This window comes from Chromatocurvus halotolerans (assembly GCF_004340525.1).
GTDB lineage: Bacteria > Pseudomonadota > Gammaproteobacteria > Pseudomonadales > Halieaceae > Chromatocurvus > Chromatocurvus halotolerans.
This window is the reverse complement of record NZ_SLWX01000002.1, coordinates 216042-240518: the sequence shown is the minus strand read 5'-3', so window position 1 is coordinate 240518 and position 24477 is coordinate 216042. Positions and strand designations below refer to the sequence as shown.

Here is a 24477-nt window from a genome sequence, read left to right as displayed (position 1 = left end):
TCGCAGGATCAATCCGCTGCGGCGGGGTAAACTAGCGCAGTCCAGTGACGCCGCTCGAACGGCTGCCAGCCGTCGGCAGGCTGCGCCAGCCGCTCGGCGAGCAGGAACCACACCGACGGGTTCAGCGTCATGCCGCAGTGGCTGCCGCGAACCTCGATGCTCTGCGCACGCGCGTGGCCGAATTCCGGATGCTGCCGTGCGGTTCGCCAGTTGACGATGCCATCTCCCCGGGAATAGATCGCGGTGGTGGGCACCGGCGGCGCATTTGGGAGGAGATCCTCGGCGACCGGTATCTCCTCGGGAGGGTTCAGACTGGAGAACAGTCTAGAGGGATAGGACCCTGTCCAGCGCCCCTCACCAAAGGGGCTACCCAGGGAAATGACCTGTCTGACCCGCTCCGGTGCCTCACGCGCCAGTTCCCTGGCAAAAATACCGCCGAGACTGTGACCGATCAGCGACACGGCGCACTGGTAGCGGTCACCGAGAAACTCGATGCGCTCCAGCAAGCCCTCAAGCACCCCCTCTCGGGGACCCAGATTACGGCCCAGGCCCCAGCCATGAACGGCATACCCCTGCCGCGTGAGGTAGCGACGCAGCGATGCCGTGTAACCATCAGAGCCGAGAAAACCTGGCAGGACCATCACCGGATGACCATCGCCCCGCGGCGCCCGATCGAGAAAGCGTGAGGCCAGAGACAGCGATGCCGCCTCGATCACGACCCGGTGTACCTCGGTCAGAGCCAATAGCGGATGGGGTGGCGGCATGTCGACTGACATGGCCACCGGCGGCGGCAGCGGTCCTTCATCCACTGCTGCCAGACCTGAATGATCCAATGTTTACCTCCGGCGCTGAATGCGCTGCGCTTCCTGCGAACAGCGGTTTCCTTATCGTCGGACCGGAGCATAGCGCAGATTCATCAGTTGCTGAAAGTGGCGGACCAGCGCCGGTCAGGCGCGGCTTTACAGCCGCGAGAATTCCCTGTTAAGCGCATATTGCCGGGAAGTGACGTAAGTCTCCATACGCTGCACCCGCGCGCTGGCCGCATCGAGCCGCTCCTGGGCCTTGCGCAGACGCTGGCTCGCGCTGTCACTGTAGCGGAACGCCTTGCGCGGTCGGAAATCATGCCGATCCTCGTCGTATTCCATGGCGGCACCGGCACTTCCCCCTCCTCCGGCGACCCATGCTGCACCAGCATCTTCCGCCTCCGCCATGCGTTCGCGTCGCGGCGCCAGCAGCAGCCACCCTGCCAGATAGGCCCAGAGGGACAGCGTGCCGGTAAAGAGAAACGCGGCGACCCACAGCAGTCGCACCACCCAGTGCGCGACATCCCAGTAATCGGCGATGCCAGCCGCAACCCCGGCGATTTTGCCACTTCGCGTGTTGCGGTATAGCCCCAGATCCCAGCCCCGACGCTTGCGCGCGCGAAAGGTGTCCAGTGTCTCGCGCGGCCCGCCCTGGCGGTTTCGATCGTATTGGTCATGCGTCATAGCGTGGCTCCTGTGTGGCCTGTGGCTTTTCGCCGCGCTGGCGACCCGCCTGTCCGCGCCAGTCCCGGTGATCTCCATCGAGTATGGATTCCAGCGTTTCAATGCGGTCGGTGAGGCGATCCACCGTCACCAGCATCTGCTCTATGCGCTCCAGGTCCTCCCGGTTGAGGCTGCGACTGGATCGGTTCACGCTACGGTAGTGCATGATGATCCAGATCGGCGCCACGACAACGGCGAACAGGATCGACGGGATACTCATGAATTGCCAGAATTCCATGGTTGCGTCCTCTCCCCTCGGCCATCAGGCCTGATCCTGTTTCCCGTGTTCCGGCTGCCCGCCTGTCACTTCGGCACGCAGCCGCTCCAGTTCGCGGTTGATGCGCTCGTCTTCCTGCAGCGCGTCGATTTCCGCCGCCAGCCCCGGCGATACATCGCGACCGATATCCATGACCTCGAGCTGGCTTTCCAGATTATCCATCCGCCGCTCAAACTGCGCAAAGCGATCGAAGGCATCATCCAGCGCTTCGCGGTTGACCTGCCTCTTCACCTTGATGCGCGACTCGACGGTGGCCGTGCGCATTACCAGAGCTTTCTGCTTGGCCTTGGCGTCGCTCAGCTTCTGCTGCAGCTGGGCGATCTCCGTATTCAGGTGCGCAACATGCTCGTCGGTGGCCGCCATCTCCTCCTCCACGGCCCGGACATCGCTCTCCAGTTCACGCTTTTCCTGAAGCGCGGCCCGCGCCAGATCGTCGCGACCCTTGCTGATGGCAAGGCGTGCTTTCTCCTCCCAGTTGGCGGCCTCCTCGCGCACCTGCTCAAGACGGCGCGCTGCCTGCCGGCGATCGGCTATCACCCGGGCCGAGGAACTGCGCACCTCGACCAGCGTGTCTTCCATTTCCTGAATGATCAGGCGAATCATCTTTTCCGGGTCCTCGGCGCTGTCGAGCAAGGCGTTGAGGTTGGAATTGATGATATCGGTCATGCGCGAAAAAATACCCATGAGACTGCTCCTTCTGTTGCCCCGCGGTGGGGCTCTCTGTGCTGCGTTAGGCCGCTGGAGCCCATACGATGCTCCCTGGCTTTCCTCTCACAGCTTTGCAGATTACATGCCAATACTCGTTTATCGTTAATTTACAATACCTTGCCACTTATAACTTGAATCTTTCTTCAGTATAACGATCAAAAAGCGTATTTTTTACCGGCTTTAAAGGTATTTTTCACCTTTTAGCGCTATATTGACAGTATGCGCACCCAGGAAAGCATCATCGGCCAATCCCCCGCCCTCGCTGCGGCACTGGATCGTCTCTCAGATCTCGCGGCGATCAACCGGCCGGTACTGATCGTTGGCGAGCGCGGCACGGGCAAGGAGCTCGCCGCAGAACGACTGCACTTTCTTTCACCGCGCTGGGAGGCCCCCTACGTCAAGGTGAACTGCGCCGCCATGGCAGAGTCGCTGCTGGAGTCGGAGCTGTTTGGTCACGAATCCGGCGCATTCACCGGTGCCAGCCAGCGCCGACGCGGCCGCTTTGAGCGGGCGGACGGCGGCACGCTGTTTCTGGACGAGCTCGCCACCACCTCCCCACGCCTGCAGGAAAAGCTTCTGAGGCTGGTGGAGTACGGGGAATTCGAGCGACTGGGCGGCCAGGAAACCCTGCAGGTGGATGTTCGCATCATCGCCGCCACACACGCCGATCTGCCCAGGCTGGCCGCGGAAAACCGCTTCCGTCACGACCTGCTGGATCGGCTGAGCTTTGACGTTCTGCATCTTCCCGCGCTGCGCCAGCGCCAGGAGGACATTGAGGAGCTGGCGCAGCACTTTGCGGTACAAATGAGTGCAGAGCTCGGCTGGCCGCTGTTTCCCGGCTTCTCGCAGCGGGCCCTGGCCACCCTGCTGTCGCACGCCTGGCTGGGCAATATCCGGGAACTGAAAAACGCGGTGGAGCGGTCGGTCTATCGCTGGGGACAACCGGACGAACCGGTCGACGCTGTCGTGCTCGATCCCTTCCGCTCCCCCTTTGCCGAATCGCCGCCTGCAGCCACCGCGAACCCCCTGGGAGTCGCGCCGTCGTCGCCAGCTGAAGACACCGGGGCTGTCGCCGCTGTGACATTGCCCGTTGACCTGCGTCACTACCTGCATGAAGAGGAGAGTCGCCTGGTGGAGGCAAGCCTCGCGGAGAACAGTTACAATCAGAAGATGGCTGCCGCGTCACTCGGGATCAGCTATGACGCCCTGCGTGGACTGGTCCGCAAGCACGGCCTGCGGACCCGGGGTCCACGTCGGCGACCCTGAGCACACGGCGGATGACAGCTTGATCGACACTGGCAACGAGGAACGCAGCATGGCACTCAGCCTGACAGATTCTTCCCTCCTGCAGACCGGCGTCTACATCGACGGCAGCTGGTCCGATGCCGACAGCGGCGAGACCTTTGCCGTTACCAACCCGGTAAACGGTGACACGATCGCCGAAGTGGCAAAGGGCGGCGTCGCGGATACGCGTCGCGCCATACAGGCCGCAGATGCCGCAATGGGCGCCTGGCGATCACGGCCGGCCAAGGAGCGGTCCGACATTCTCCGCGCATGGTTCGACCTGCTGATGGCAAATCAGGAAGACCTGGCCATGATCATGACCGCCGAGCAGGGCAAGCCCCTGGCGGAGTCCCGCGGCGAAATCGCCTACGGCGCCTCCTATGTGGAATGGTTTGCAGAGCAGGCGAAACGCATCAACGGCGACGTGATTCCGGGACCGGCGGCAGACCGGCGTATTGTCTGTATTCGCCAGCCGGTGGGCGTGGTCGCTGCAATCACACCGTGGAATTTCCCGAACGCCATGATTGCGCGAAAGGCGGCACCCGCGCTCGCCGCAGGCTGCAGCATCGTTATCAAGCCGGCCACCGAAACCCCCCTGTCCGCGTTCGCCATGTGCGAACTGGCAACCAGGGCCGGCGTACCCGCCGGCGTGATCAACGTGGTCGCCGGCAGCGCCCGGGATATCGGCGGCGAACTCACCGCCAATCCCCTGGTTCGTAAGCTGACCTTTACCGGCTCCACGCCCGTGGGCAAGACGCTTATCGAACAGTGTGCCGGAACCGTAAAGAAAACCTCGATGGAGCTCGGCGGCAATGCACCGTTCATCGTCTTCGAGGACGCCGATCTCGACGCTGCTGTAGAAGGCGCAATGGTGTCGAAATACCGCAATGCGGGACAGACCTGCGTCTGCTCCAACCGACTGATCGTCCAGGACAGCGTTTACGATGCGTTTGTGGAAAAACTGGTCCGCGCCACCGCAGCGCTGAAGGTTGGCAACGGCATGGAGGACGGCGTCAACATCGGCCCCCTGATCAACCAGCAGGCGGCCTCTGACGTAAGCAAGCTGGTGGATGACAGCGTTGCCGCCGGCGCAAGCGTCGCCCTTGGCGGCGGCATGCATGACCTGGGTGGCTACTTCTATCAACCCACGGTTCTCACCGATGTCACCGCCGACATGCCGGTGTTCCGCAACGAAATTTTCGGACCTGTTGCGCCGGTCACGCGGTTTGCCGACGAAGACGAGGCGATTGCCCTGGCCAACGATACCGAGTTCGGCCTTGCGTCTTATTTCTACACCCGGGATATCGGTCGCGTCTGGCGCGTTGGGGAAGCCCTCGAGTACGGCATTGTCGGCATCAACGAAGGCATTATCTCCAATGCCATGGCGCCATTCGGCGGCATCAAGGAATCCGGCTCGGGCCGCGAGGGATCCATCTACGGTATCGATGATTACGTCGAGATCAAGTACATGCTGATGGGCGGCCTGTCACGTTGACCGCTGAGGACACGGCGCCGGGGTTATCGCGACCCCGGCAGCACCCGTCCACCGGAGCCCCCGAATGACAAGCCTGCTGCTGCTTTTTTTTCTCGTCGCGATTGTCACCTCTTTCCTTTGCTCCCTGTGGGAGGCCGTGCTGTTGAGCATTTCTCCCGCCTATGCGCGGCTCGCCGCCGAGGAGGGCCGTGCCACCGGGCGACACCTGCAATCCTTCAAGGAAAACATTGACCGCCCGCTGGCGGCGATACTCACGCTCAACACCATCGCGCATACCGTGGGTGCCATCGGGGTCGGCCAGCAGGCAACGCTGATCTGGGCCGACGCCAACCCGCTGATTACCGGCCTCGTGGTCCCGGCGGTCATGACGCTGGCAGTCCTGATCCTGTCGGAAATCATCCCGAAAACCATTGGCGCGAACCAGTGGCAGCGACTGGCGCCCTTCACGGTCATGTCGCTGCGCGTCATTATCGTGCTGCTGTATCCTCTGGTGTGGGCCTGCCAGTTCATCACCCGGCGCATGAATCACGGCGACAGCGCCAGCGTGCTGACCCGGTCCGAGTTCATGACGCTGGCAGAAATCGGGGAGAAAGATGGGGTATTCGAAGCCGGTGAGACCTCCATTATCCAGAACCTGCTGCGCTTTCGGGACATTACCGCGCATGACGTCATGACCCCGCGCATGGTGGTGAAAACCGCCGTGCAGGAAGACACTGTCGATGAATTCCTCGCCGCAAACGCCGATGACAAATTGCGATTCTCGCGCATTCCCGTCTACCGGCGCGCCAGCCGCGAGGACATTACCGGCTACGTGCTGCGCAATGAGATTCTCGAACTGAAAACCCGGGACGCCGGGGAGACCCCTCTCATTGACATACGACGCCCCCTGCGAGCCGTCGACGAGACCAGCGCGCTGCCAGAGCTGTTTGACTGGTTTGTCACCAACCGTGAGCACATTGCCCTGGTCATGGACAGCTACGGTGGCATGTCCGGCGTCGTCACGATGGAAGACGTGATCGAAACGCTGCTCGGCCTCGAGATTGTCGACGAATCCGACAGCGTGACCGACATGCAGGTTCTCGCCAGACGCAACTGGGAAAAACGCGCCAAAGCCCTCGGCCTTCTCGCCGACGACGGCTCCACCGAACCAGCTACCAGACCACCGCCCGGCACCCCTGAACAGGCCCCCACAAAGGACAGCGCGACTCCCGGTGCGGTTCAGGACTGAAGCTGGCCCCACACGCCGACCCTCGCAACCCGATATCCTGCCGCGAACTCCGGATGAAGGGCGGCCTCGCGGAACCGCGCTGTCGAGACCGTCTGCGGCCAGGACGGCCGCAGCCGAGCCCTCATGGATGAGTTCACGGCATGTCTCGACAGCGGGATTCCGCGAGGCCGACCGGACTACGAAGCCCCCACCCCTTCAGGCCAGCGTCCGCTCCAGCGCCGTCCGCCAGGAATCCTGCCGCCGGCGCCGCGCCTGCGCAGACAGCGTTACCCGGAACTCGTCCCCTGCCTGCCAGATACGCCGGATATCCCGCGTTCCACGCCAGATGCCGGCACCCACCCCGGCGAGATAGCAGGCTCCCGCCACCGTGGTCTCGATCAGCTGCGGACGAATCAGCTTGCGCCCCAGGACATCGGCCTGGATCTGCATCAGCAGATTGTTAGCGGAGGCCCCGCCATCCACCCGCAGCGGTCGCATGCGGCGGCCCAGGTCTTTCTCCATGGCCAGCAGGATATCCGCGTTCTGCAGCGCCATGGCGTCCAACGTCGCCCGCGCAATATGGCCACGCTGGCTGCCCCGGGTGAGCCCGCAGATCAGGCCGCGCGCGTCAGGCGCCCAGTGCGGTGCACCCAGACCCGTGAGAGCCGGCACGAACTCGACCCCACCGTGGTCCTTCACCTCACGCGCCAGCGCCTCAACCTCCCGGGCATGGCGGATCATCTTCAGACCGTCGCGAAGGAACTGCACCGCCGCACCGCAGATGAAGGCCCCGCCCTCAAGGGCGTACACGGGTTTGCCACCCTCCCCGAGCTGCCAGGCCACGGTAGTGAGCAGGCCCGAGTGTGACTGCAGCCGCTCTGATCCGGTGTTCATGACGATAAACGATCCGGTACCGAAGGTGCACTTGGCGTCGCCGACGCCAAAACAGGCCTGGCCAAACAGCGCGGCCTGCTGGTCTCCGGCCGAACCGGTGATGGGAATACCGTCCGGCAGACCCGGAACGTTGCGGGTGCGACCCAGATCGCCGGCGCAGGGACGTATCGTCGGCAGGATATCGGCGGGCACCTCGAACAAGTCCAGCAGCCGACTGTCCCAGGAGAGATCCTTGAGATTCATCAGGGATGTGCGAGCCGCGTTGGAGACATCGGTCACGTGGTTCTCGCCACCACTGAGCTGCCAGATCAGGTAACTGTCCACCGTGCCCGCCGCCACCCGGCCGGCCTTGAGTTTCGCCGCGATACGCGGTGTGTGCTGCAGCAACCAGCGGAACTTGCTGGCCGAAAAATAGGGATCAAGAACGAGTCCGGATTTTCCCTGCACAAGTTTCTCGTGGCCAGCCGCTTTCAGGGATTCACAGAATTCCGTGGTGCGCCGACACTGCCAGACAACGGCGTCATTCAGCGCCTCGCCGGTCTGCCGGTCCCACAGCAGCGAGGTCTCGCGCTGATTGGTAATGCCAATAGCGACAATATCGCTACCCCGGCAAGCGGCACGGCGCAGCACGCCGCGAATGCCTTTGAGCACCGACCGCCAGATATCGTCAACGCGGTGGCTGACCCAGCCGGGTCGAGGGTACAGCTGCTCGAACTCATTGTTGACGCTGGCGCACAGAGTCCCGTCGGTTGTCATCAGCGCGACTGTTGTTCCCGTCGTGCCCTGGTCAATTGCGAGAATATAGCCAGCCATATCAGGTCCCGTAACCTTCCACCGCCTTGATCTCAAGGAAATCCGCGAAACCGTGCGCACCCCATTCACGGCCATTACCGGACTGCTTGAAGCCACCGAAAGGAACGTCGTACCCGCCCGAGGCACCGTTGATGTGAATATTACCGGCGCGGATCCGTGACGCCACCCGGCGCGCATGGTCGATATCACCGCTCTGCACGTAGCCGGCAAGGCCGTAGGGCGTGTCATTGGCGATGCGGATGGCCTCCTCTTCCCCCGTGTAGGGAATCATGACCAGCACCGGCCCGAAAATTTCCTCCCGGGCAATCGTCATGTCATTGTTCACGTCGGAGAAAACCGTCGGCCGGACAAAGTAGCCCGTCTCATGGCCTTCGGGCTTGCCGGGACCGCCGACCACGAGCTTCGCACCCTCTTCGATGCCCTGTTCGATCAGTGCCTGTATGCGATCGTACTGCAGCTGCGATACCACGGGACCCATATGGGTGCCGGGGTCTGCCGGATCGCCGAGAACCACTTTCTCTGCCACCTCACGCGCAATCGCCTCGGCCTCGGCAAGCCTGGCCGCCGGCACCAGCATACGCGATGGTGCGTTACAGGATTGGCCGGTGTTGGCGAACATGCTGCGCACACCCTGCTTGACGGCGGAAGCAAGATCCGCGTCCTCGAGGATGATATTCGGTGACTTACCGCCGAGTTCCTGCGTCACGCGCTTGACCGACGGCGCGGCATTCTGCGCCACCAGCGTACCCGCCCGGGTGGAGCCGGTGAACGACATCATGTCGATATCCGGATGCCGGGACAGCAGCGTGCCGACACCGGGGCCATCGCCGTTGACCAGATTGAACACACCGGCAGGGACACCGGCCTCGTGCATGACCTCAGCCCAGAGCCGCGCTGACAGCGGCGCAATTTCGCTGGGCTTCAGAATCACCGTGCAGCCAACCGCCAATGCCGGAGCGACCTTGCAGCCGATCTGGTTCATCGGCCAGTTCCAGGGCGTGATCAACCCGCAGACACCGATCGGTTCCTTGAATACGCGGTGGGCCCCGAGGTTCTCCTCGAAAGAGAACTCCTTGAGAACCCGGGCCGCCTCCTGCAGGTGGCCGAGCCCGGTGTGCGCCTGTGCTTTCTCGGCGAAGGTGATCGGGGCGCCCATCTCTTCGCTGATCGCCGCGGCGATATCCCGGTAACGCTTCTCGTAGACCGCAGCGCAGGCTTCGAGTAATTCGACCCGTTCCTGCCGTGAGGTCTGCGAGTAGGTATCGAACGCCTTGCGGGCCGCGGCCACAGCGCGATTGACATCGGCCTCGCCGCCGAGGGAAATCCTGGCGCAAACGGCTTCTGTCGCCGGGTTGATCACGTCAAATGGGTTCGGGGTGGCCGGGTCGACCCACTGACCGTCTATGTAGAATTGTGTGTAGTCGCGCATGAGTATCTCCAGAGGTAATGACGCTGGTTGCTGCACAGGAGTGTAGCACCCGAGGCGTGGCTGGACAGCCGTTGCCCCCGACGCGACCGGGCGGCGCGATGGCTGCACGCGATCATTACCTTCGGACAGGTCGGGGGCTGGTTGCGCCGGGTCCTCGATTGCCACACAATTTCAGCACCGCAATGACAGATCCGGGAGTCGGGCACTATGACAATGGACATCGGCAGCGATGAGATGACCCTGTTTCGTGACATGGCGCGCCGCGCTTTCGAGCACGAGATTGCACCGCACTACGACGCCTGGGAAGAGGACCGCATGGTCCCGCGTTCCCTCTGGAACACGCTGGGGGCGGCGGGACTTCTCTGCCCGGACGTCGACGAGGCCTACGGCGGCGCCGGTACCTCACCGCAGGTAACGCTGGCGATGATCGAAGAGCTGTCCTACATGGGCTTTGGCGGTTTTGCCAGCGGTTATGGCATCCATTCCAATATTGTCGCCCCCTACCTTATTCACCACGGCAGCGAAGCGCAGAAGCAGCAGTGGCTACCGCGCATGGTCACCGGCGAAGCGGTGGGCGCGCTGGCGATGACCGAGCCCGGCGCCGGCTCCGACGTCCAGGCGATTCGCACGAACGCCGTCAGGGATGGCGACGAGTGGGTGCTCAATGGCTCGAAGATCTTTATCACCAACGGCATCCATGCGGACCTAGTGCTCGTTGCCGCCATCACCGACCCCGGCAAGGGCGCCAAGGGCACCTCGCTGTTCCTGGTCGATGCGCACCTGCCGGGCTTCGAGAAGAGCCGCAAGATCGACAAGATAGGCCAGCACGCCTCCGATACGGCACAGCTGTTTTTCCAGGATGTCCGCCTGCCCGCTGATGCGCTGCTCGGCGAGCTCAACCGCGGCTTTATCATCATGATGCAGGAACTCCCCCGGGAGCGCCTCGGCATCGCTGCCCAGGCTGTCGCCGCGGCCGAGGGCGCGCTGGCCCTGACGGTGGACTACGTCGGCGAGCGCAAGGCCTTTGGCCAGGCGATCAGCAGCTTCCAGAATACGCGCTTCAAGCTGGCCGACGTGAAAACGGAGATCGCCCTCAATCGCGCCCTTTACGAGCAGTGCGCGACCGAGTACAGCCGCGGTGAACTGACGGCAGACAAGGCTGCGATGCTGAAGCTTGCCTCCTGTGAGATGCAGTGCAGCACCATCGATGAATGCCTGCAGCTGTTCGGCGGCTACGGTTACACGAGTGAATACCCGATATCGCGCTTCTACACCGATGCGCGCATACAGCGTATCTACGGGGGGACATCGGAGATCATGCGCGAACTGGTCGCGCGCAGCCTGCTCGGTCGCTGAGCCACTGGCGGGGCGGGCACCTCGACCGGGGGCGCTTTCGTGCGATTCAGGTGATCACGCCCTCGGCACGGAGCCCGGCCAGATCCTCCTCAGAGAGTGACAGCAAGCCCTGCAGGATCTCCTCGTTGTGACTGCCGATGCTCCCCCCAGGCCATTCGGTGCGCCCGGGGGTGTTTTCCAGCCGCGGCATAATCGCCGGAATCTTCAGCGGCTTGCCGTCTATCTCCACCCGCTCGAACAGCCCCCGCGCCTGATAGTGGGGGTCCGCCAGCATATCCGCCACGCTGTAAATCGGCCCCACCGGCACCCTCGCCGCTTCCAGCTGCGCGATCACTTCGGCGGCGGCATGCCGCTGACACCAGTCAGACAGCGCCGCATCGATTTCTGCCTGGTGCACAATGCGTCCCGGGTTCTGCGCCATGGCCGGGTTCTCGGCCATGTCCGGCCGGCCGGCGACGGTCATCAGCCGCCGGAAAATAGAGTCCCCGTTTCCGCCGATGATGACATGCTTGCCATCGCGACAGGTGTAGGTATTGGTCGGCACGATACCGGTTATCGTCGTGCCCGCCGGTTCGCGTACCACGCCGGCACCGTCGAACTCCGGCACCATGCCCTCCATCAGGTTGAAGACCGATTCGTACAGCGCCACGTCAATGGTCTGGCCACTGTCGTCGCGGTGGCGCTGTATCACCGCCAGTGCAACGCCGAGCGCTGCATGAATGGCCGACAGGGTGTCGCCGAGTGAAATATTCGGACGCACAGGCGGCTTTCCAGGCTCGCCATTGATATAGCGGAAGCCGCCAAACCCCTCGGTGACCGATGCATAGCCCGGCTTGTCCGAGTAGGGGCCGTTCTGGCCGTAACCGGAAATCCGGGTATAGATAAGCCGCGGGTTGCGCTGCCTGACGACATCCGGTCCCATGCCCCAGGCCTCCATGGCGCCCGGACGAAAGTTCTCGACCAGCACATCGGCATCATCGAGCAGACGCAGGGCGAGTTCGCGGCCACGGGGGGATTTCAGATCCAGGGTCACACTTTTCTTGTTGCGCCCAAGACTGCGGTACCACAGCGAGGTGCCGTCGCGAACCTCTCGCCAGCCGCGAATCGGATCGCCCCCCGGTGGCTCCACCTTGATCACCTCGGCGCCGAAATAGCCGAGAATGGTTGTCGTGAAAGGACCAGCCAGCAGTTGGCCAAGCTCTATCACCCGAAGACCGTCCAATGGCCTCGCCGAATGGGTCACCCGCAGTCTCCCTGTTTCGCAAAGACTGCAGTGTAGCGCGCGGCCGCAGCAGGAATCGAGCGGGATCAGTGCATTGCCATGGCAGCCCTCATGCGAATCCACGGGTCGACAGGCGTCGTCAGTCTGCTAGAGTTATGTCACCCAACAAACACCCGGGAGTAGATATCCATGTTTCACGTCACCAAACAGCACTGTCGCGTCGCCATTCTCGCGACGATCATGGCCAGCGCACCCGCCGTTCTCGCGCATTCGGTGAAAGATGAGCCGCTGCAATCCTATCGTCAGTCCATTTTCGCACTCATCGGCGCAAACTTCGGCCCGATCGCAGCCATGGTCAAGGGCGACACCGCCTGGGACCAGGACGCCATGGAGGGCTATGCGGATGACCTCGAGGACATCGTCGATCTTGACCTGCTGCGCGGCTTTGCGCCCGGGTCGGAAAAGGGGACGACGCGCGCCAAACCGGAAATCTGGGACAACATGGACGACTTCGAGGCCAAGCTCGAAGACCTTCGAGACGCCGCAGAGGCGCTTGAGGAAGCCGCAGGCAGCGGGGACCGCAAGGCCATCGCCAGCGCCGTCAGAGACACCGGTGGCGCCTGCAAGGCCTGTCACGATGAGTACAAGGCGAAAGACTACCTGTACTGAGTGGCAACGGGACCCACAGCCAGCACGAACCCACGATCGTGAACCATCGCGTACTGGTCGCGGGTGCCAGCGGCTACATTGGGCGGCAGCTCGTTGCAGAGCTCCTCACCCGCGGCTGCGAGGTCACCTGCCTCCTTCGAACGTCGCCCGACGCTGGCACGCTGCCCGAACTGGCGGGCGCCGTTCTCAGGGTGGTGGACTTTACCAGCAGCGACAGCATCAGCCGCCAGGGGATTGACGGCGACGCCTTTGACGCCGTTTATTCCTGCCTCGCAACCCGCGGCGGCGGTATCCGGGATGCCTGGCACGTGGAATACCAGTGCAATCATCATCTTCTCACCGCGGCGCGCGCCGCGGACATTCCCCACTTTGTCCTGCTCTCGGCTATCTGCGTGCAGACACCGAAGCTGGCCTTCCAGCACGCGAAGCTGGCGTTCGAACAGGAATTGCTATCTAGCGGTCTGCGCTACAGCATCGTCCGTCCCACCGCGTTCTTCAAATCCCTCTCGGGGCAGATCCGGCGCATCCAGCAAGGCAAGTCGTTTCTCGTATTTGGCGATGGCGAGCAGACCGCCTGCAAACCGATCAGCGAACGCGATCTTGCCATGTTTCTCGCCAATTGCCTGCAGGACGACGGCGCCCACAATGCCATCCTCCCTGTCGGTGGTCCCGGGCCGGCGATTACCCCGCTGCAGCAGGGGGAGATGCTGTTTCGCATCTATGAGAAAGCACCGCGCTATACACACGTACCGGTACAGCTTTTCAGCGTTGTCGGCGCTGTGCTGTGGCCGTTTGCAAAGCTGTCATCGGCGGCGGCAGACAAGGCGGAATTTGCGCGTATCGGACGTTTCTACGCCACGGAATCCATGCTGAGCATAGACCCCGAGACAGGCCGTCACTCTGCCGAGGCGACGCCGAGCTTTGGCGGTGACACGCTGGAAGCGTTTTATCAGCGCACGCGACACCAGGGACTCGCCGGTCAGGAACTCGGCGAGCACGCTCTGTTCTGACAGCGCTGCCTGTGCAGCAAACCAACAGGGGTTCTCGCTGTTACCAGTAGGACACCGGCGCCGGCGCCAGCTGGATCGCCCCCCAGAGCATGGCGGCAAACAGCCCGGCAATCAGCGTCGCCCACCACCACGGCCGAGCCGGTCCGGTGCCGTGTCGACCCTCGACAGAACCGCGCCACATGGGTCCGAGCAGGCGCTCGCGGGCAATGAACTGGTAGTAGGCAACCGCTGCCAGGTGCAGGGCAATCAGTCCGAGCAGAACGTCGAAGGCCGTTTCATGAATGCTGCCCAGATAATCGGTCACGGAGGAATCCGCCGCATGGTAGAACGGTCCGTCAAACAGAATGCCATCGCTGTTGAACAGGCCGCTGCCCGCCTGGGACAGCAGCACCAGCCACAGCGCCACGGATGACCAGCCGCCCAGCGGATTGTGGCCCGGCGTTTCCCACGGCGCTCCCCGGAGGTAAGCCCAGACCGCCCGGGGACCCCGCAGAAAGTCACTGAAGCGGGCCTGGGGGCTACCGACAAAGCCCCACACGATTCGCGTCGCCACCAGCACCAGCACGGTATAGCCTATCCATGAGTGCTGCTCCATGTAGCCCTGGTCAGCCGTCCACCATGCGGCAGGCACGCAGGCGGCAAGCGCCCAGTGGATAACGCGGACCGGGATATCCCAGAGCACAGGCTCCGATGTCACATTTTTCATGCCAGACATGTCGGCACTGCCTAGCGCTGCATTGACATCGAAATGTCGAAACCGAGGCCGCTCGCGCGGCGCTGCGCCGCATCCCGGGCATCGGCAGAGCGCGTGCTGATCCACAGATTGCTCGAGCGCGTGCCACTGCGACAGAACGCAAAGACAGGTCGGGAATCATCGTTGAACAGGGCCGCCATCGCCTCCGTGTCGTCGCCGGGATAATTCATGGCATTCAACGGATAGTAATGATACTCCAGCCCTGCAGCCGTGGCCGCGGCGGCGAGTTCCTCACTTCGCGGCTGGTCCGGTGCCTCGCCATCCGGGCGATTGTTGATCACGACCTTGTAGCCCGCCTCGGCGATGGCGGGCATGTCCGCGGGCTGAACCTGACCCGCAACGCCGACACTGTCCGTGAGACTGATGATCTGCATGTTCTCTCTCCTATGGGGTCATTCCGTGGCAGGGCTTACCCACACCGTGGCGTTTCAACCGGCGCGGCGTTTCAACCGGCGGCTATCGAGCTGGCAGTCCACCCCAGGCCAAGACCGTCCGCGATGAGCTTGATGCCCACCAGCACGAGGAAGACTGCGATGATCCGGTAGTATACGGCGGGCTGCGAGTGCAGCACCAGCCAGTGCCCGATGCGCACGCCTACCGGCGCCAGTGGCATCAGCACAAGCGAATACAGCAGATTGTCCGTATCGAACTGGCCCAGCAGATAATAGGGGTAAAGCTTGAGCGCATTGACGGCGGCGAAGAAGACCCCGGCCGTACCGACAAACACCAACGGCGGCAGCGACTTCGGCAGCAGATACATGGTGAGCGGCGGCCCACCGGCATGGATGCTGAAACTCGTGTAGCCCGACAGCGTACCGAAGAACAGCGCGGTCCCCGCATGGTGCTCGCGACCGGTCACCGCCTGCAGGCCGAGCAGTGTCAGCAGCCCGAAGGTGATGGCCACGATACCGACAAGCAGCCGCAGCGCGTTTTCATCCAGCAGGCCAACGCTGTAGTAGCCGAGAGAAATTCCCAGAACCGCCCCGGGAAGCAGACGACGCAGCGCGCGCCAGTCAAAGTGCCCCCAGAACGTGCGCACCACCACGGCATCCATCACCACCAGAATGGGCAGCAGAATCGCCGCAGCCTGAACCGGCGACATGACCAGCGCCATCAGTGGCACCGCAAGAATCGCCACGGCCCCGCCGAAGCCACCCTTGCCGATGCCGAACAGCAGAACGGCGGGGATGCTGACAAGCCAGAAAAAGGGATCTCCGAGCACAGGAAGGTTCAGTCAACCAGGCGGAAGGCGTCGCCGCCGAGAACGTCCAGAATGTCGCGACGCGGGTCATCCGATCGCGGCAGCGCCTCACCGGTAATCCGCTCGGCAAGACCGGTGTAAGTGGCAGACACTTCGTCAAACAGCGCGCGGGGCAACACGGTATCCCGCGCCAGGACCTGGCGCTCGGGCATGCGATCCTTGTCGAGGAGGACTGCGGGATCCTCGACCCGCGCCAGCAGGGATTGCCGGAACGTCTCTTTCGAACTCTCAACGACGCGACCTTCGCGATAGGCCGCGGCGTCCCAGAGACGCGAGGAATCGGGGGTACCCACCTCATCCATGTAGATCAGCCGGTCCGCTCCGTCCTCGGCGGACACATAGCCAAACTCGAACTTGGTATCCACCAGCAGCAGCCCCTTCTCGGCGAGCTGCGCCGAGATCAGGGAAAACCCTTCCCGGAGCAGGCGGTCGCAGGTGTCGACATCGTCCGGCGACGCGAACTGAAAGCGATCCGCGTGCTCGCGGATCTGTGCGGAGCTGACGTTGACATCATCCGCTGCGGGCACACCCGGAATGCCGGTCAGAATGCCTTTTGTGGATGGCGTTACCAGCAGCTCCGGGAGTCGCTGGTCGCGCCGCAGGCCCGCGGGCAGCTGAATGCCGCAGAACTCACGTTCGCCGCGCTCGTACGCACGCCACATGGAACCCGTGATGTACTGCCGCGCAATCGCCTCAATGGCAACTGGCCGCGCACGCTGCACGATCCAGACCAGCGGATGCGGAACCTCGAGTATGTGATTGGGCGCCAGCCCCGCGTCAGTGAAGCATCGGAACCAGTAGCTGGCTATCGCGTTCAGTGCGGCGCCCTTGCCCGGCACGCCGTGCAGTCCGCCTTCCGCGTGCCAGATGCAGTCAAACGCCGAAAGGCGATCCGAAATCACCATGATACCGAGCCGCGCACCAGGGCCTGCCGGATATCCACGCTGCGCCACCAGGCGCGCACTGTCTGCCTCAGTCAGCCAGTACACGGAACGGACCTTGCCACTGTGCACCGGCGAGGAGGTGCGGATGGGCAGCGTATCATTAACGGCCAGCACCTCGGAAACGGGCGACATGCAGAACTCTCTTTCAGGGTCGAAGAGCGTGCATGATAGCAAACAGCGTGCGCACTGGGGGACCGGGCGCGGTCTTGCGCAATCCGCCGGGGTATACCGAAACGGCCATAGGCCCGGTGCGCGGCGACTTGGGGCCTGCACCGGCGCGCTGTTACACTCTCCCATCATTGCTACCGGGAGATCCCAATGCCATTCGCGCCCTGGCGCTCTGCCGCCCTGCCCCTGATGCTCTCATTGAGCGCAACGGCCGTCGCCGATCCGCCGCCGCGGCTTGAGGAAGTGTTCGTCAGCGCAAGCCGCAGCGCCGAAAAAGCCCTCGAGCTCCCCGTTGGCTGGTCCACCATCCGCGGTGATGAGATCGACACCACCGCAGCGGTGCACATCAATGAACTGATGCAGCGCGTTCCGGGTGCCTGGATCAGCCGCGGTAACGGACAGGAAAGCCTTACCGCACTGCGCTCGCCCGTGTTGACCGGCGCCGGCGGCTGTGGACCTTTCTTCATGGGCTGGGACAACATCAGCCTGCGCGCGCCGGGCTTTTGCAACGTCAACCAGCTGTTTGACGCCAATGCGGAGCAGGCGGACCGGGTCGAAGTCATTCGCGGTCCGGGCACCTCGGTGTATGGCTCCAATGCCATGCACGGCGTAATCAACATTCTCACCGCGGAACCGACCGCAGAGCGCGAGCAGCGTGCCACCCTGGAGACCGGCCCGTTCGATTATTACCGGGCGAAATACCGCTACAGCGAGAGCCGGGGCCGACACGGCATCAGCCTGCGCGGCAATGCCGCCACCGACGGCGGCTTCAAGGATGACTCCGGTTTTGATCAGCAGAAGCTGACGCTGCGACACGATTATGCCGGCGATATCTGGCAGGTGACGTCCGCGCTGGAGGCGACCAACCTGAACCAGGAGACTTCCGGCTTCATACAGGGTTTCAGGGCCTACAAGGATGGCAGTCTGCGAAGACGCAACCCCAATCCCGAGGCCTACCGCGATACCTGGTCGCTGCGCGCCTATAGCCGCTGGCAGCGGGAGCTGGCTCCGGACACCTCCCTCACGGTAACACCGTACCTGCGCCGCAACCGCATGGAGTTTCTGCAGCACTTCCTGCCCTGGCAGCCAGTGGAAACCAACGGCCATGAGAGCGCAGGACTCAACGTGGTACTGACGGTGGACGAGGGTAATCTGGAGTGGATTCGCGGCATCGACCTCGAGCGCACCAACGGGTATCTGAGCGAGATACAGGCCAACGACTTCAGTCCGAACCAGCCGCGCGGCGTGCACTACGATTACACCGTTGACGCCTCGGTTGCCGCGGCCTACACGCAGCTTAACTGGCAGCCGGCCACGGACTGGACACTGCAGGCGGGCGGGCGCTTCGAGCACCGACGCTACGACTATGACAACCGCACCGGCGATGGCTCGGCCTGCGCCCCCGAGGCCAGCGCCTGTCGCTTCTTCCGCCCTGCCGATCGCGAGGACCGCTTCAGCGATGCCTCGTTTAATCTCGGGGCAAGCTACGGCGGCTTGGGCAACAATGTGGTCTACACGCGACTGGCTCGCGGGTTCCGTGCACCGCAGACCGCCGAACTGTATCGGCTGCAGTCGGGGCAGACCATCGCCGAACTGGACTCCGAGCGCATCGACAGCGTGGAAGTGGGCTGGCGCGGCGATTTCGATGCCCGACTTAGCTGGGACCTGACCCTGTATGCGATGAACAAGACCGACGTCATTTTCCAGGACGCTGACCGCCAGAATGTCAGCGGCGCGGAAACCAGCCATCGCGGCCTGGAAGTCACCCTCGACTATCGCGCTGACGGCGGCTGGTATGCAGGCCTTGATGCGAGTGCCGCCAGACACCGCTACGAAGGGCAGACGCCGCTTCTCGGCTCGGGCAGCGATATCAGCGGCAATGACATCACCACCGCGCCGCGCCTGTTCGGCAGCGCCCGCATCGGTCGCGAGATGTCACTGCTCGGCCCGGGTCATGCGGAACTGGAATGGGTCTACATGGACAGCTATTACCTGGATCCGGACAACAACCACGAATACGACGGCCACAGCCTGCTCAATCTGCGGCTGCGCAGTGCGATCTCTGCGAACTGGGAGGCCGGCCTGCGCGTCACCAACCTGCTTAACCGGGATTACGCCGAGCGCGCCGACTTCGGCTTCGGCCAGTATCGCTACTTTGTCGGCCAGCCGCGAGGAGTGTACGCGGAGGTATCTTGGTATCCCGGCGGGCGTTAGCGCCCGCCCATGCTGGAGATGCCGACAGCATCACGCACCCGCTGCATGAGCGGAACACTGTACTCACGGGCTCGCTGCGCGCCCTTTTGCAGCACCGATTCGATGTGCCCGGGATCATCCATGAGTTCCATGTAATACCCGCGTGCCGGCGCCAGATGATCGTTCACCAGCTCAAAGAGCTGCTTCTTCGCTTCGCCCCAGGCGATGCCGTCGGCAAAGGCCTGGCGCATGCGCGATGTTTCGCTATCGTCGGCAAAGGCCGCCCATATCTGGAACAGCGTTGAGTTATCGGTGGCTTTGGGCTCGCCGGGCTCCAGCAGATTGGTCTTGATGCGGTTAATCGATTTCCGCAGCTTCTTCTCCGACTCGAACAGCGGGATGGTGTTGTTGTAGCTCTTGCTCATCTTGCGCCCATCCAGCCCCTGCAGCACGGCGCCATTGTCCTCGACAACCGCCTCGGGCAGAGTGAAGACGTCGGCAAAATTGTGGTTGAAACGCTGGGCAATATCCCGCGCCATCTCCACGTGCTGTATCTGGTCGCGCCCTACAGGAATGCGCTGGGCACCGAACATGAGAATGTCCGCCGCCATCAATACCGGGTAGCAGAACAGACCCATGGTAATGCCAAAGTCGGGATCTTCACCGGCCTCCTCGTTCGCCTGTACCGCGGCCTTGTAGGCATGGGCGCGGTTCATCAGGCCCTTGGCGGCGCTGCAGTTGAGAATCCAGGTGAGTTCCGGAATCTCGGGGATATCGGATTGCCGGTAGAAAATCGCGCGGTCGGTATCCAGCCCGAAGGCCAGCCAGGTGGCGGCGATCTCGAGGCTCGAGCGGCGTATCTGCTCGGGATCCTGGCACTTGATCAGCGCGTGGTAGTCGGCAAGAAAAAAGAAACTCTGCTGGTCCGGCTGTGTCGCGGCCGCGATTGCCGGGCGGATCGCGCCGACATAGTTGCCAAGGTGCGGCGTGCCGGTGGTGGTGATGCCGGTGAGAACCCGTTGCTCGCTCATGCTGTTTCGACCCGTACGCAAAAGCCCGTCATGATACGGATTCCTGTCGGTAAATCTATCCGCTACCCGAGCCTGCTGTCGCAGGTGAACGCGACAGGGTGGCAGAACTCGCCGCGTCGATGCGTGGACAGCACGCCCATGTCTGGCATTATTGCCGCTCCATTCGGCGCCGGGATACCACGCAAGCCATGCAATGCGCGGACTCGCCGACGGCGGAATCGACTGTCCGGAATATCCGAACGTTTCATCCACGAAAGCGGAGCACTGAACAACACGCATGAATTCCCTGTTGCATCGTATCGGAACGCGACTCGCAGAGTTTCTTAGCAAACCCCGGGGCAAGGGCGAAGACTTCCGGGGCCCCGGCGTCGAAGCACTTCTCAATGCGCTGGAACCCGGCGACGTCCTGCTGGTGGAGGGCACCTCCCGCATCAGCACGGCCATTCGCTACCTGACCCAGTCCACCTGGTCGCACGCGGCGCTGTACATCGGGTTCGGTCACGACCGGGGCGACATACCCGATGCGCACTGCTTCATCGAGGCGGACACCCGCGCTGGCGTTCGCACGACCGGGATAAGCGAATACGCAGGATTCAACACTCGCATCTGCAGGCCCGTGGGCGTCAGCAACGAAGACCGGCGACGCGTGATTGATCACGCTCTGGGCCGTCTCGGACATCAGTACGACCTGCGCAACATTACCGACCTGGCACGCTACCTTCTGCCAACGCCACCCGTACCGTCACAGTTTCGGCGCCGAATGATCAGTCTCGGTAGCGGGGACCCAACGAGAGCTATCTGCTCTACGCTGATTGCGGAGGCATTCCAGTCGATCCGCTATCCCATTCTGCCCTTTATCGGGCAGGACAGCGTCGATGATGGCAGGACCCTGGAGGTACTACTGTACAGACGCCACCACACCCTGTTCGTGCCCCGGGATTTCGACCTCTCGCCCTACTTCGACATCATCAAGCCCACCCTGCACGAGAACTTCAATTTCCGTCGGCTGAAGTGGGTGGAATCGGAACTTCCGGAAAAGGAACGGCAAGCCCTATGACCCAGCCAATCATTCTGCACCACTATGAAAACTCACCGTACGCGGAAAAAGTGCGCCTGATGTTCGGTCTGGGCAACAGCCACTGGCAGTCCCTACTCTCTCCGCCCTTGCCGCCACGACCGAACGTCGACCCGCTGGCCGGCGGCTACCGCCGGATTCCCGTGGCACAGATCGGCGCCGACATCCTCTGTGATACTGACCTTATTGCCCGAGAGGTGGCAGCGATGGCAGACCTGCCCGCGCTCAATCCTGCGAACCTACTTGGCGATGCGCGCTCGCTGATGCAGACTGCCGAAAAGGAGGTCTTTTTCGCCGCCATTGTTGCAGTACCCGCGCCCAGGCTGCTGGGCACACTGCTGCAGTTACTTGGTCCCATCGGCGCCTACCGGTTCGTGAAAGACCGCTCCCGCCTGCTCCAGGGTGGCAAGGCCAGACCGCCGAAAGCCGCCGAGGCAAGAGCCACGCTGCAATCCTTCCTCGACACCCTTCAGAACGCGCTGGCAGACAGCGAGTGGCTCAGTGGCGAGGCACCGACGGTGGCGGATTTTTCGGTCTATCACCCGCTGTGGCTGCACGTGACAACCCGTCGCAAGCCGCTTGATGCCTCACCAGAGGTCATGCGCTGGTACCAGCGCGTGGCCGCCATCGGTCACGGCAGACGCGAGGAGATCGGCCAGGAGCAGGCCTTCGCCGTCGCCCGGGACGCCAAACCCAGACCTCTCCCGGACAGCGTCGAACAGCCCCCCGTGGCACTCGGTGAAAGCGTGGCAGTGGCGCCCGAGGACTACGGCGTCGTGCCCGTGACCGGAACGCTGGTGGCGCTCACCGATGACAGGATTATCGTCGCGCGGGAAACGGACGGCTTCGACACCGTGCACGTGCACTTTCCGCGCGCGGGCTATGCACTTTCGGCGGAGCATTGATAGGTATCGGCAGGCCCAGGGAACCGGCTGCGCGAGCCCGTTCACTCAACACGGGGCGCGCTTGCCCTCGGATACGCATAGAAACGGCGCAATACCCGCCACAGGTTGAAGGCATCCTCGCTGCCGGCAAGTTCGCGCACGCTGTGCATGGCCAGTGTCGGCACACCGATATCCAGCGTACGCACACCGAGCTCAGCCGCGGTCAGGGGACCGATCGTGCTGCCGCAGCCCATGTCGGTGCGCACCACGAAAGACTGCACGGGCACGTCTTCCTTCTCAGCCAGCAGGCGGTAAAGCCCCGCCGTCTCGCTACTTGTGGCGTAGCGCTGGTTGGCGTTGTGCTTGATGACCGGCCCGGCGTTGAGGTGGGGGCCGTGTCGCTCGTCGTGGCGGTCGGCGTAGTTGGGATGCACGGCGTGGGCGTTGTCGGCCGAAATCATCACCGAGCGATCGAGCATGTGCGCGTAGGCCGGCTCGTTGCCCGCCAGCTGCATCAACAGCGATCGCAGCATCGGACCCTGTGCACCCACGGCGGAAGTGCTGCCGACCTCCTCGTGGTCATTGCACACCAGCAATGAGGACTGCGCCGGGTCCGCCGCCAGCAGCGCCTGCAGGCCGACATAGCAGGACAGCAGGTTATCCAGGCGCGCCGAGGCAATGAACTCCTGCTTCAGACCCACCACTGCCGGCGGCTGCACGTCGTAGAAACACAGCTCGTAGTCAAGCACCCGGCCGACGGCGTGGCCCTGCTCGCGGAGCTTGGTGGCGAGAAGCTCCCGCAGGGCCGGCTCCTCGCCCTCTTTGGCGAGGGCAAGCAGGGGCAGGATGTCGGTCTGCGGATTTACGCTGCGGTTGCTGTTCGCCTCGCGGTCGAGGTGGATCGCGAGACTCGGGATAATGGCCAGCGGCCTGCGGAAATCTACCAGGCCCGTGGCCAGCGCCCCAGCGTCGTCGGCATAGCTGACCCGCCCGGCGAGAGACAGGTCGCGATCGAACCAGGGGTTCAGCAGCGCGCCGCCGTAAACCTCCACCCCGAGCTGGAAACAGCCCTGGCGAAGCCGCTCGGGGTTGGGCTTGACCATCAGGCAGGGACTGTCGGTGTGCGCGCCAACCATGTGCAGGCCGTCCCCGGGCGCGTGTTCCGTGCCGTGGGTGAAGGCAATCAGGCTGCTGTCGTTGCGGGTGAGGTAGTAGCGGCCTCCCGGCTGCGTCGACGCGCCTTTCTCCGTTTCATCGAGGGACTCAAACCCGGCCTCGCGCAGGGTGGCGGCCATGGCCGCCACCGCATGAAATGGCGTGGTGGCGCGGGACAGAAAATCACACAATCCGTGATTGAAATCGGTGCTGTTCATGAGGTTCCGCTCCCGCTTTCCGCCATCTGCGCCCGCATGCGCGCGAACAGGCTCGAGGTATCCCAGCGGCCGCCGCCCAACTCCTGCACCTCGGCGTAGAAGGCGTCGACCAGCGACGTGACGGGCAATTCCAGATCGCGCTGCGCGGCCTCCTCCAGCACCATTCCCAGGTCCTTGCGCATCCAGTCCACCGCAAAGCCGTGCTCATACTCCCCGGCCAGCATGGTCTGGTAGCGGTTGACCATCTGCCAGGACTGCGCTGCGCCCTGGGAGATAACCTCGATCACGGCAGCGCTGTCGAGGCCCGCGCGCTCGGAGAACGCCAGGCCCTCGGCAAGTCCCTGCACCACACCAGCGATACAGATCTGGTTGACCATCTTCGCCAGCTGCCCGCTGCCGCTGGGACCCAGCAGGCGCACACAGCGTGCATAGGCCGACAGGACCGGCTCGGCGCGGGCAAAAGGATCGTCGTCGCCGCCGACCATGATGGTGAGTGCAGCGTTCTCGGCGCCCGCCTGTCCACCCGACACGGGAGCATCGAGAAAACCGACGCCGACCGCGCCGGCGGCCACGTGAAGTTCACGGGCCAGTGCCGCGGACGCCGTCGTGTGGTCTACCAGCAGCGAACCCGTGGCCATGGCCGCCAACGCACCGTCATCCCCGAGCAGTACCTGACGCACGTCGTCATCGTTGCCGACGCAGCAGCACACGATCTCGGCACCGGCGGCAGCCGCCGCCGGCGTGTCGGCAACACTGCCGCCGTGCTGTTGCTGCCAGGCCAATGCCCGCTGCCGCGTACGATTGAACACGGTCACCTCGTGTCCTGCGGCCCGCAGATGCCCCGCCATGGGAAAGCCCATGACGCCAAGGCCGATAAACGCGATCTTCATGCTGTTCCTCCAAA

23 protein-coding genes are annotated in these 24477 nt (G+C 63.5%); 9 read left to right on the top strand and 14 right to left on the bottom strand.

The features are described 5' to 3' along the window. Positions 1-8: 8 nt before the first annotated feature. From EV688_RS03270 to pspA, 4 genes are all read right to left on the bottom strand, one after another. A complete protein-coding gene (locus EV688_RS03270) occupies positions 9-833 on the bottom strand; it encodes a lipase family alpha/beta hydrolase (RefSeq protein WP_240624195.1) in 825 nt (274 codons plus the stop codon). A 126-nt stretch (positions 834-959) separates the two neighbouring features. Then, entirely contained in the window at positions 960-1487 is a 528-nt protein-coding gene (locus tag EV688_RS03265) for a PspC domain-containing protein (protein WP_117314633.1), read from the bottom strand. Beyond that, complete coding sequence (pspB, locus tag EV688_RS03260) at positions 1477-1764, bottom strand: envelope stress response membrane protein PspB (RefSeq protein WP_117314632.1); 288 nt, start codon at positions 1762-1764, stop codon at positions 1477-1479. The genes EV688_RS03265 and pspB overlap by 11 nt, the downstream gene beginning before the upstream one ends. Positions 1765-1788: 24 nt before the next feature. After that, positions 1789-2487, bottom strand: coding sequence for a phage shock protein PspA (pspA, locus tag EV688_RS03255; protein WP_117314631.1), 699 nt, complete (start codon positions 2485-2487; stop codon positions 1789-1791). A gap of 243 nt (positions 2488-2730) precedes the next feature. On the opposite strand from pspA, the gene pspF reads away from it, so the two are divergent. The 3 genes from pspF to EV688_RS03240 all read left to right on the top strand — a co-directional run bounded on the left by pspF (position 2731) and on the right by EV688_RS03240 (position 6518). Next, positions 2731-3777: a phage shock protein operon transcriptional activator gene (pspF, locus tag EV688_RS03250; protein ID WP_117314630.1), complete on the top strand. Its 1047-nt coding sequence runs from the start codon at positions 2731-2733 to the stop codon at positions 3775-3777. A 49-nt stretch (positions 3778-3826) separates the two neighbouring features. Further along, the gene (locus EV688_RS03245) at positions 3827-5290 is read left to right on the top strand and encodes an NAD-dependent succinate-semialdehyde dehydrogenase (RefSeq protein WP_117314781.1); all 1464 of its coding nucleotides are present in this window, start codon (positions 3827-3829) and stop codon (positions 5288-5290) included. A 64-nt stretch (positions 5291-5354) separates the two neighbouring features. Beyond that, positions 5355-6518, top strand: a complete 1164-nt coding sequence (locus EV688_RS03240; RefSeq protein ID WP_117314629.1) for a CNNM domain-containing protein — start codon at positions 5355-5357, stop codon at positions 6516-6518. Positions 6519-6713: 195 nt separating this feature from the next. Here EV688_RS03240 and glpK read toward each other — a convergent pair whose 3' ends face one another. Both glpK and EV688_RS03230 read right to left on the bottom strand, forming a co-directional pair. Then, a complete protein-coding gene (glpK, locus tag EV688_RS03235; RefSeq protein WP_117314628.1) occupies positions 6714-8204 on the bottom strand; it encodes a glycerol kinase GlpK in 1491 nt (496 codons plus the stop codon). Between the two features lies 1 nt (position 8205). Continuing rightward, complete coding sequence (locus EV688_RS03230; RefSeq protein WP_117314627.1) at positions 8206-9633, bottom strand: aldehyde dehydrogenase family protein; 1428 nt, start codon at positions 9631-9633, stop codon at positions 8206-8208. A gap of 207 nt (positions 9634-9840) precedes the next feature. Between EV688_RS03230 and EV688_RS03225 the strand changes: the two genes are divergently transcribed. Further along, positions 9841-10989, top strand: a complete 1149-nt coding sequence (locus EV688_RS03225; RefSeq protein WP_117314626.1) for an acyl-CoA dehydrogenase family protein — start codon at positions 9841-9843, stop codon at positions 10987-10989. A gap of 46 nt (positions 10990-11035) precedes the next feature. Here the strand turns inward: EV688_RS03225 and EV688_RS03220 are convergent, their stop codons facing one another. Continuing rightward, positions 11036-12238, bottom strand: a complete 1203-nt coding sequence (locus EV688_RS03220) for a CaiB/BaiF CoA transferase family protein (protein ID WP_117314780.1) — start codon at positions 12236-12238, stop codon at positions 11036-11038. Positions 12239-12400: 162 nt separating this feature from the next. Here EV688_RS03220 and EV688_RS03215 point away from each other — a divergent pair, with 162 nt between their 5' ends. Then, entirely contained in the window at positions 12401-12880 is a 480-nt protein-coding gene (locus EV688_RS03215) for a c-type cytochrome (RefSeq protein WP_162883766.1), read from the top strand. 38 nt (positions 12881-12918) lie between these two features. Next, entirely contained in the window at positions 12919-13890 is a 972-nt protein-coding gene (locus tag EV688_RS03210) for an NAD(P)H-binding protein (protein ID WP_240624194.1), read from the top strand. 40 nt (positions 13891-13930) lie between these two features. On the opposite strand, the gene EV688_RS03205 is transcribed toward EV688_RS03210, so the two are convergent. From EV688_RS03205 to EV688_RS03190, 4 genes are all read right to left on the bottom strand, one after another. Next, the gene (locus EV688_RS03205) at positions 13931-14605 is read right to left on the bottom strand and encodes a cytochrome b/b6 domain-containing protein (RefSeq protein WP_240624193.1); all 675 of its coding nucleotides are present in this window, start codon (positions 14603-14605) and stop codon (positions 13931-13933) included. Between the two features lie 11 nt (positions 14606-14616). Next, positions 14617-15018, bottom strand: a complete 402-nt coding sequence (locus EV688_RS03200; protein ID WP_117314624.1) for a protein tyrosine phosphatase family protein — start codon at positions 15016-15018, stop codon at positions 14617-14619. Between the two features lie 71 nt (positions 15019-15089). Continuing rightward, on the bottom strand, positions 15090-15866 hold the full coding sequence (locus tag EV688_RS03195) for a sulfite exporter TauE/SafE family protein (RefSeq protein WP_117314623.1): 777 nt from the start codon (positions 15864-15866) through the stop codon (positions 15090-15092). Between the two features lie 8 nt (positions 15867-15874). After that, positions 15875-16981: a phosphoribosylaminoimidazolesuccinocarboxamide synthase gene (locus tag EV688_RS03190; RefSeq protein WP_117314622.1), complete on the bottom strand. Its 1107-nt coding sequence runs from the start codon at positions 16979-16981 to the stop codon at positions 15875-15877. Between the two features lie 186 nt (positions 16982-17167). Between EV688_RS03190 and EV688_RS03185 the strand changes: the two genes are divergently transcribed. Beyond that, positions 17168-19231 carry a TonB-dependent receptor gene (locus EV688_RS03185; protein ID WP_240624192.1) on the top strand — a complete coding sequence of 688 codons (2064 nt, stop codon included), beginning with the start codon at positions 17168-17170 and terminating at the stop codon, positions 19229-19231. Here the strand turns inward: EV688_RS03185 and trpS are convergent. Beyond that, positions 19228-20241 (bottom strand): tryptophan--tRNA ligase, encoded by a 1014-nt coding sequence (gene trpS, locus EV688_RS03180; protein WP_117314776.1) that lies wholly within the window; start codon positions 20239-20241, stop codon positions 19228-19230. The two genes, EV688_RS03185 and trpS, sit on opposite strands and share 4 nt — an antisense overlap. 277 nt (positions 20242-20518) lie before the next feature. Between trpS and EV688_RS03175 the strand changes: the two genes are divergently transcribed. Both EV688_RS03175 and EV688_RS03170 read left to right on the top strand, forming a co-directional pair. Beyond that, positions 20519-21298 (top strand): YiiX/YebB-like N1pC/P60 family cysteine hydrolase, encoded by a 780-nt coding sequence (locus EV688_RS03175; RefSeq protein ID WP_117314621.1) that lies wholly within the window; start codon positions 20519-20521, stop codon positions 21296-21298. After that, positions 21295-22221, top strand: coding sequence for a glutathione S-transferase family protein (locus EV688_RS03170; protein ID WP_117314620.1), 927 nt, complete (start codon positions 21295-21297; stop codon positions 22219-22221). Before EV688_RS03175 ends, EV688_RS03170 begins: the two co-directional genes overlap by 4 nt. Positions 22222-22262: 41 nt before the next feature. Here EV688_RS03170 and EV688_RS03165 read toward each other — a convergent pair whose 3' ends face one another. Continuing rightward, entirely contained in the window at positions 22263-23573 is a 1311-nt protein-coding gene (locus EV688_RS03165; RefSeq protein WP_117314619.1) for a M18 family aminopeptidase, read from the bottom strand. Further along, complete coding sequence (locus tag EV688_RS03160) at positions 23570-24463, bottom strand: NAD(P)-dependent oxidoreductase (RefSeq protein WP_117314618.1); 894 nt, start codon at positions 24461-24463, stop codon at positions 23570-23572. The genes EV688_RS03165 and EV688_RS03160 overlap by 4 nt, the downstream gene beginning before the upstream one ends. Positions 24464-24477: the final 14 nt, after the last annotated feature.

Bases quoted from the DNA above. Each gene is read 5' to 3' on its own strand.
- EV688_RS03265 (WP_117314633.1), bottom strand. From the start codon at position 1,487: ATGACGCATGACCAATACGATCGAAACCGCCAGGGCGGGCCGCGCGAG.
- pspB (WP_117314632.1), bottom strand. From the start codon at position 1,764: ATGGAATTCTGGCAATTCATGAGTATCCCGTCGATCCTGTTCGCCGTT.
- pspA (WP_117314631.1), bottom strand. From the start codon at position 2,487: ATGGGTATTTTTTCGCGCATGACCGATATCATCAATTCCAACCTCAAC.
- pspF (WP_117314630.1), top strand. From the start codon at position 2,731: ATGCGCACCCAGGAAAGCATCATCGGCCAATCCCCCGCCCTCGCTGCG.
- EV688_RS03245 (WP_117314781.1), top strand. From the start codon at position 3,827: ATGGCACTCAGCCTGACAGATTCTTCCCTCCTGCAGACCGGCGTCTAC.
- EV688_RS03240 (WP_117314629.1), top strand. From the start codon at position 5,355: ATGACAAGCCTGCTGCTGCTTTTTTTTCTCGTCGCGATTGTCACCTCT.
- glpK (WP_117314628.1), bottom strand. From the start codon at position 8,204: ATGGCTGGCTATATTCTCGCAATTGACCAGGGCACGACGGGAACAACA.
- EV688_RS03230 (WP_117314627.1), bottom strand. From the start codon at position 9,633: ATGCGCGACTACACACAATTCTACATAGACGGTCAGTGGGTCGACCCG.
- EV688_RS03225 (WP_117314626.1), top strand. From the start codon at position 9,841: ATGACAATGGACATCGGCAGCGATGAGATGACCCTGTTTCGTGACATG.
- EV688_RS03215 (WP_162883766.1), top strand. From the start codon at position 12,401: ATGTTTCACGTCACCAAACAGCACTGTCGCGTCGCCATTCTCGCGACG.
- EV688_RS03205 (WP_240624193.1), bottom strand. From the start codon at position 14,605: ATGTCTGGCATGAAAAATGTGACATCGGAGCCTGTGCTCTGGGATATC.
- EV688_RS03200 (WP_117314624.1), bottom strand. From the start codon at position 15,018: ATGCAGATCATCAGTCTCACGGACAGTGTCGGCGTTGCGGGTCAGGTT.
- EV688_RS03190 (WP_117314622.1), bottom strand. From the start codon at position 16,981: ATGTCGCCCGTTTCCGAGGTGCTGGCCGTTAATGATACGCTGCCCATC.
- EV688_RS03185 (WP_240624192.1), top strand. From the start codon at position 17,168: ATGCCATTCGCGCCCTGGCGCTCTGCCGCCCTGCCCCTGATGCTCTCA.
- trpS (WP_117314776.1), bottom strand. From the start codon at position 20,241: ATGAGCGAGCAACGGGTTCTCACCGGCATCACCACCACCGGCACGCCG.
- EV688_RS03175 (WP_117314621.1), top strand. From the start codon at position 20,519: ATGAATTCCCTGTTGCATCGTATCGGAACGCGACTCGCAGAGTTTCTT.
- EV688_RS03170 (WP_117314620.1), top strand. From the start codon at position 21,295: ATGACCCAGCCAATCATTCTGCACCACTATGAAAACTCACCGTACGCG.
- EV688_RS03165 (WP_117314619.1), bottom strand. From the start codon at position 23,573: ATGAACAGCACCGATTTCAATCACGGATTGTGTGATTTTCTGTCCCGC.
- EV688_RS03160 (WP_117314618.1), bottom strand. From the start codon at position 24,463: ATGAAGATCGCGTTTATCGGCCTTGGCGTCATGGGCTTTCCCATGGCG.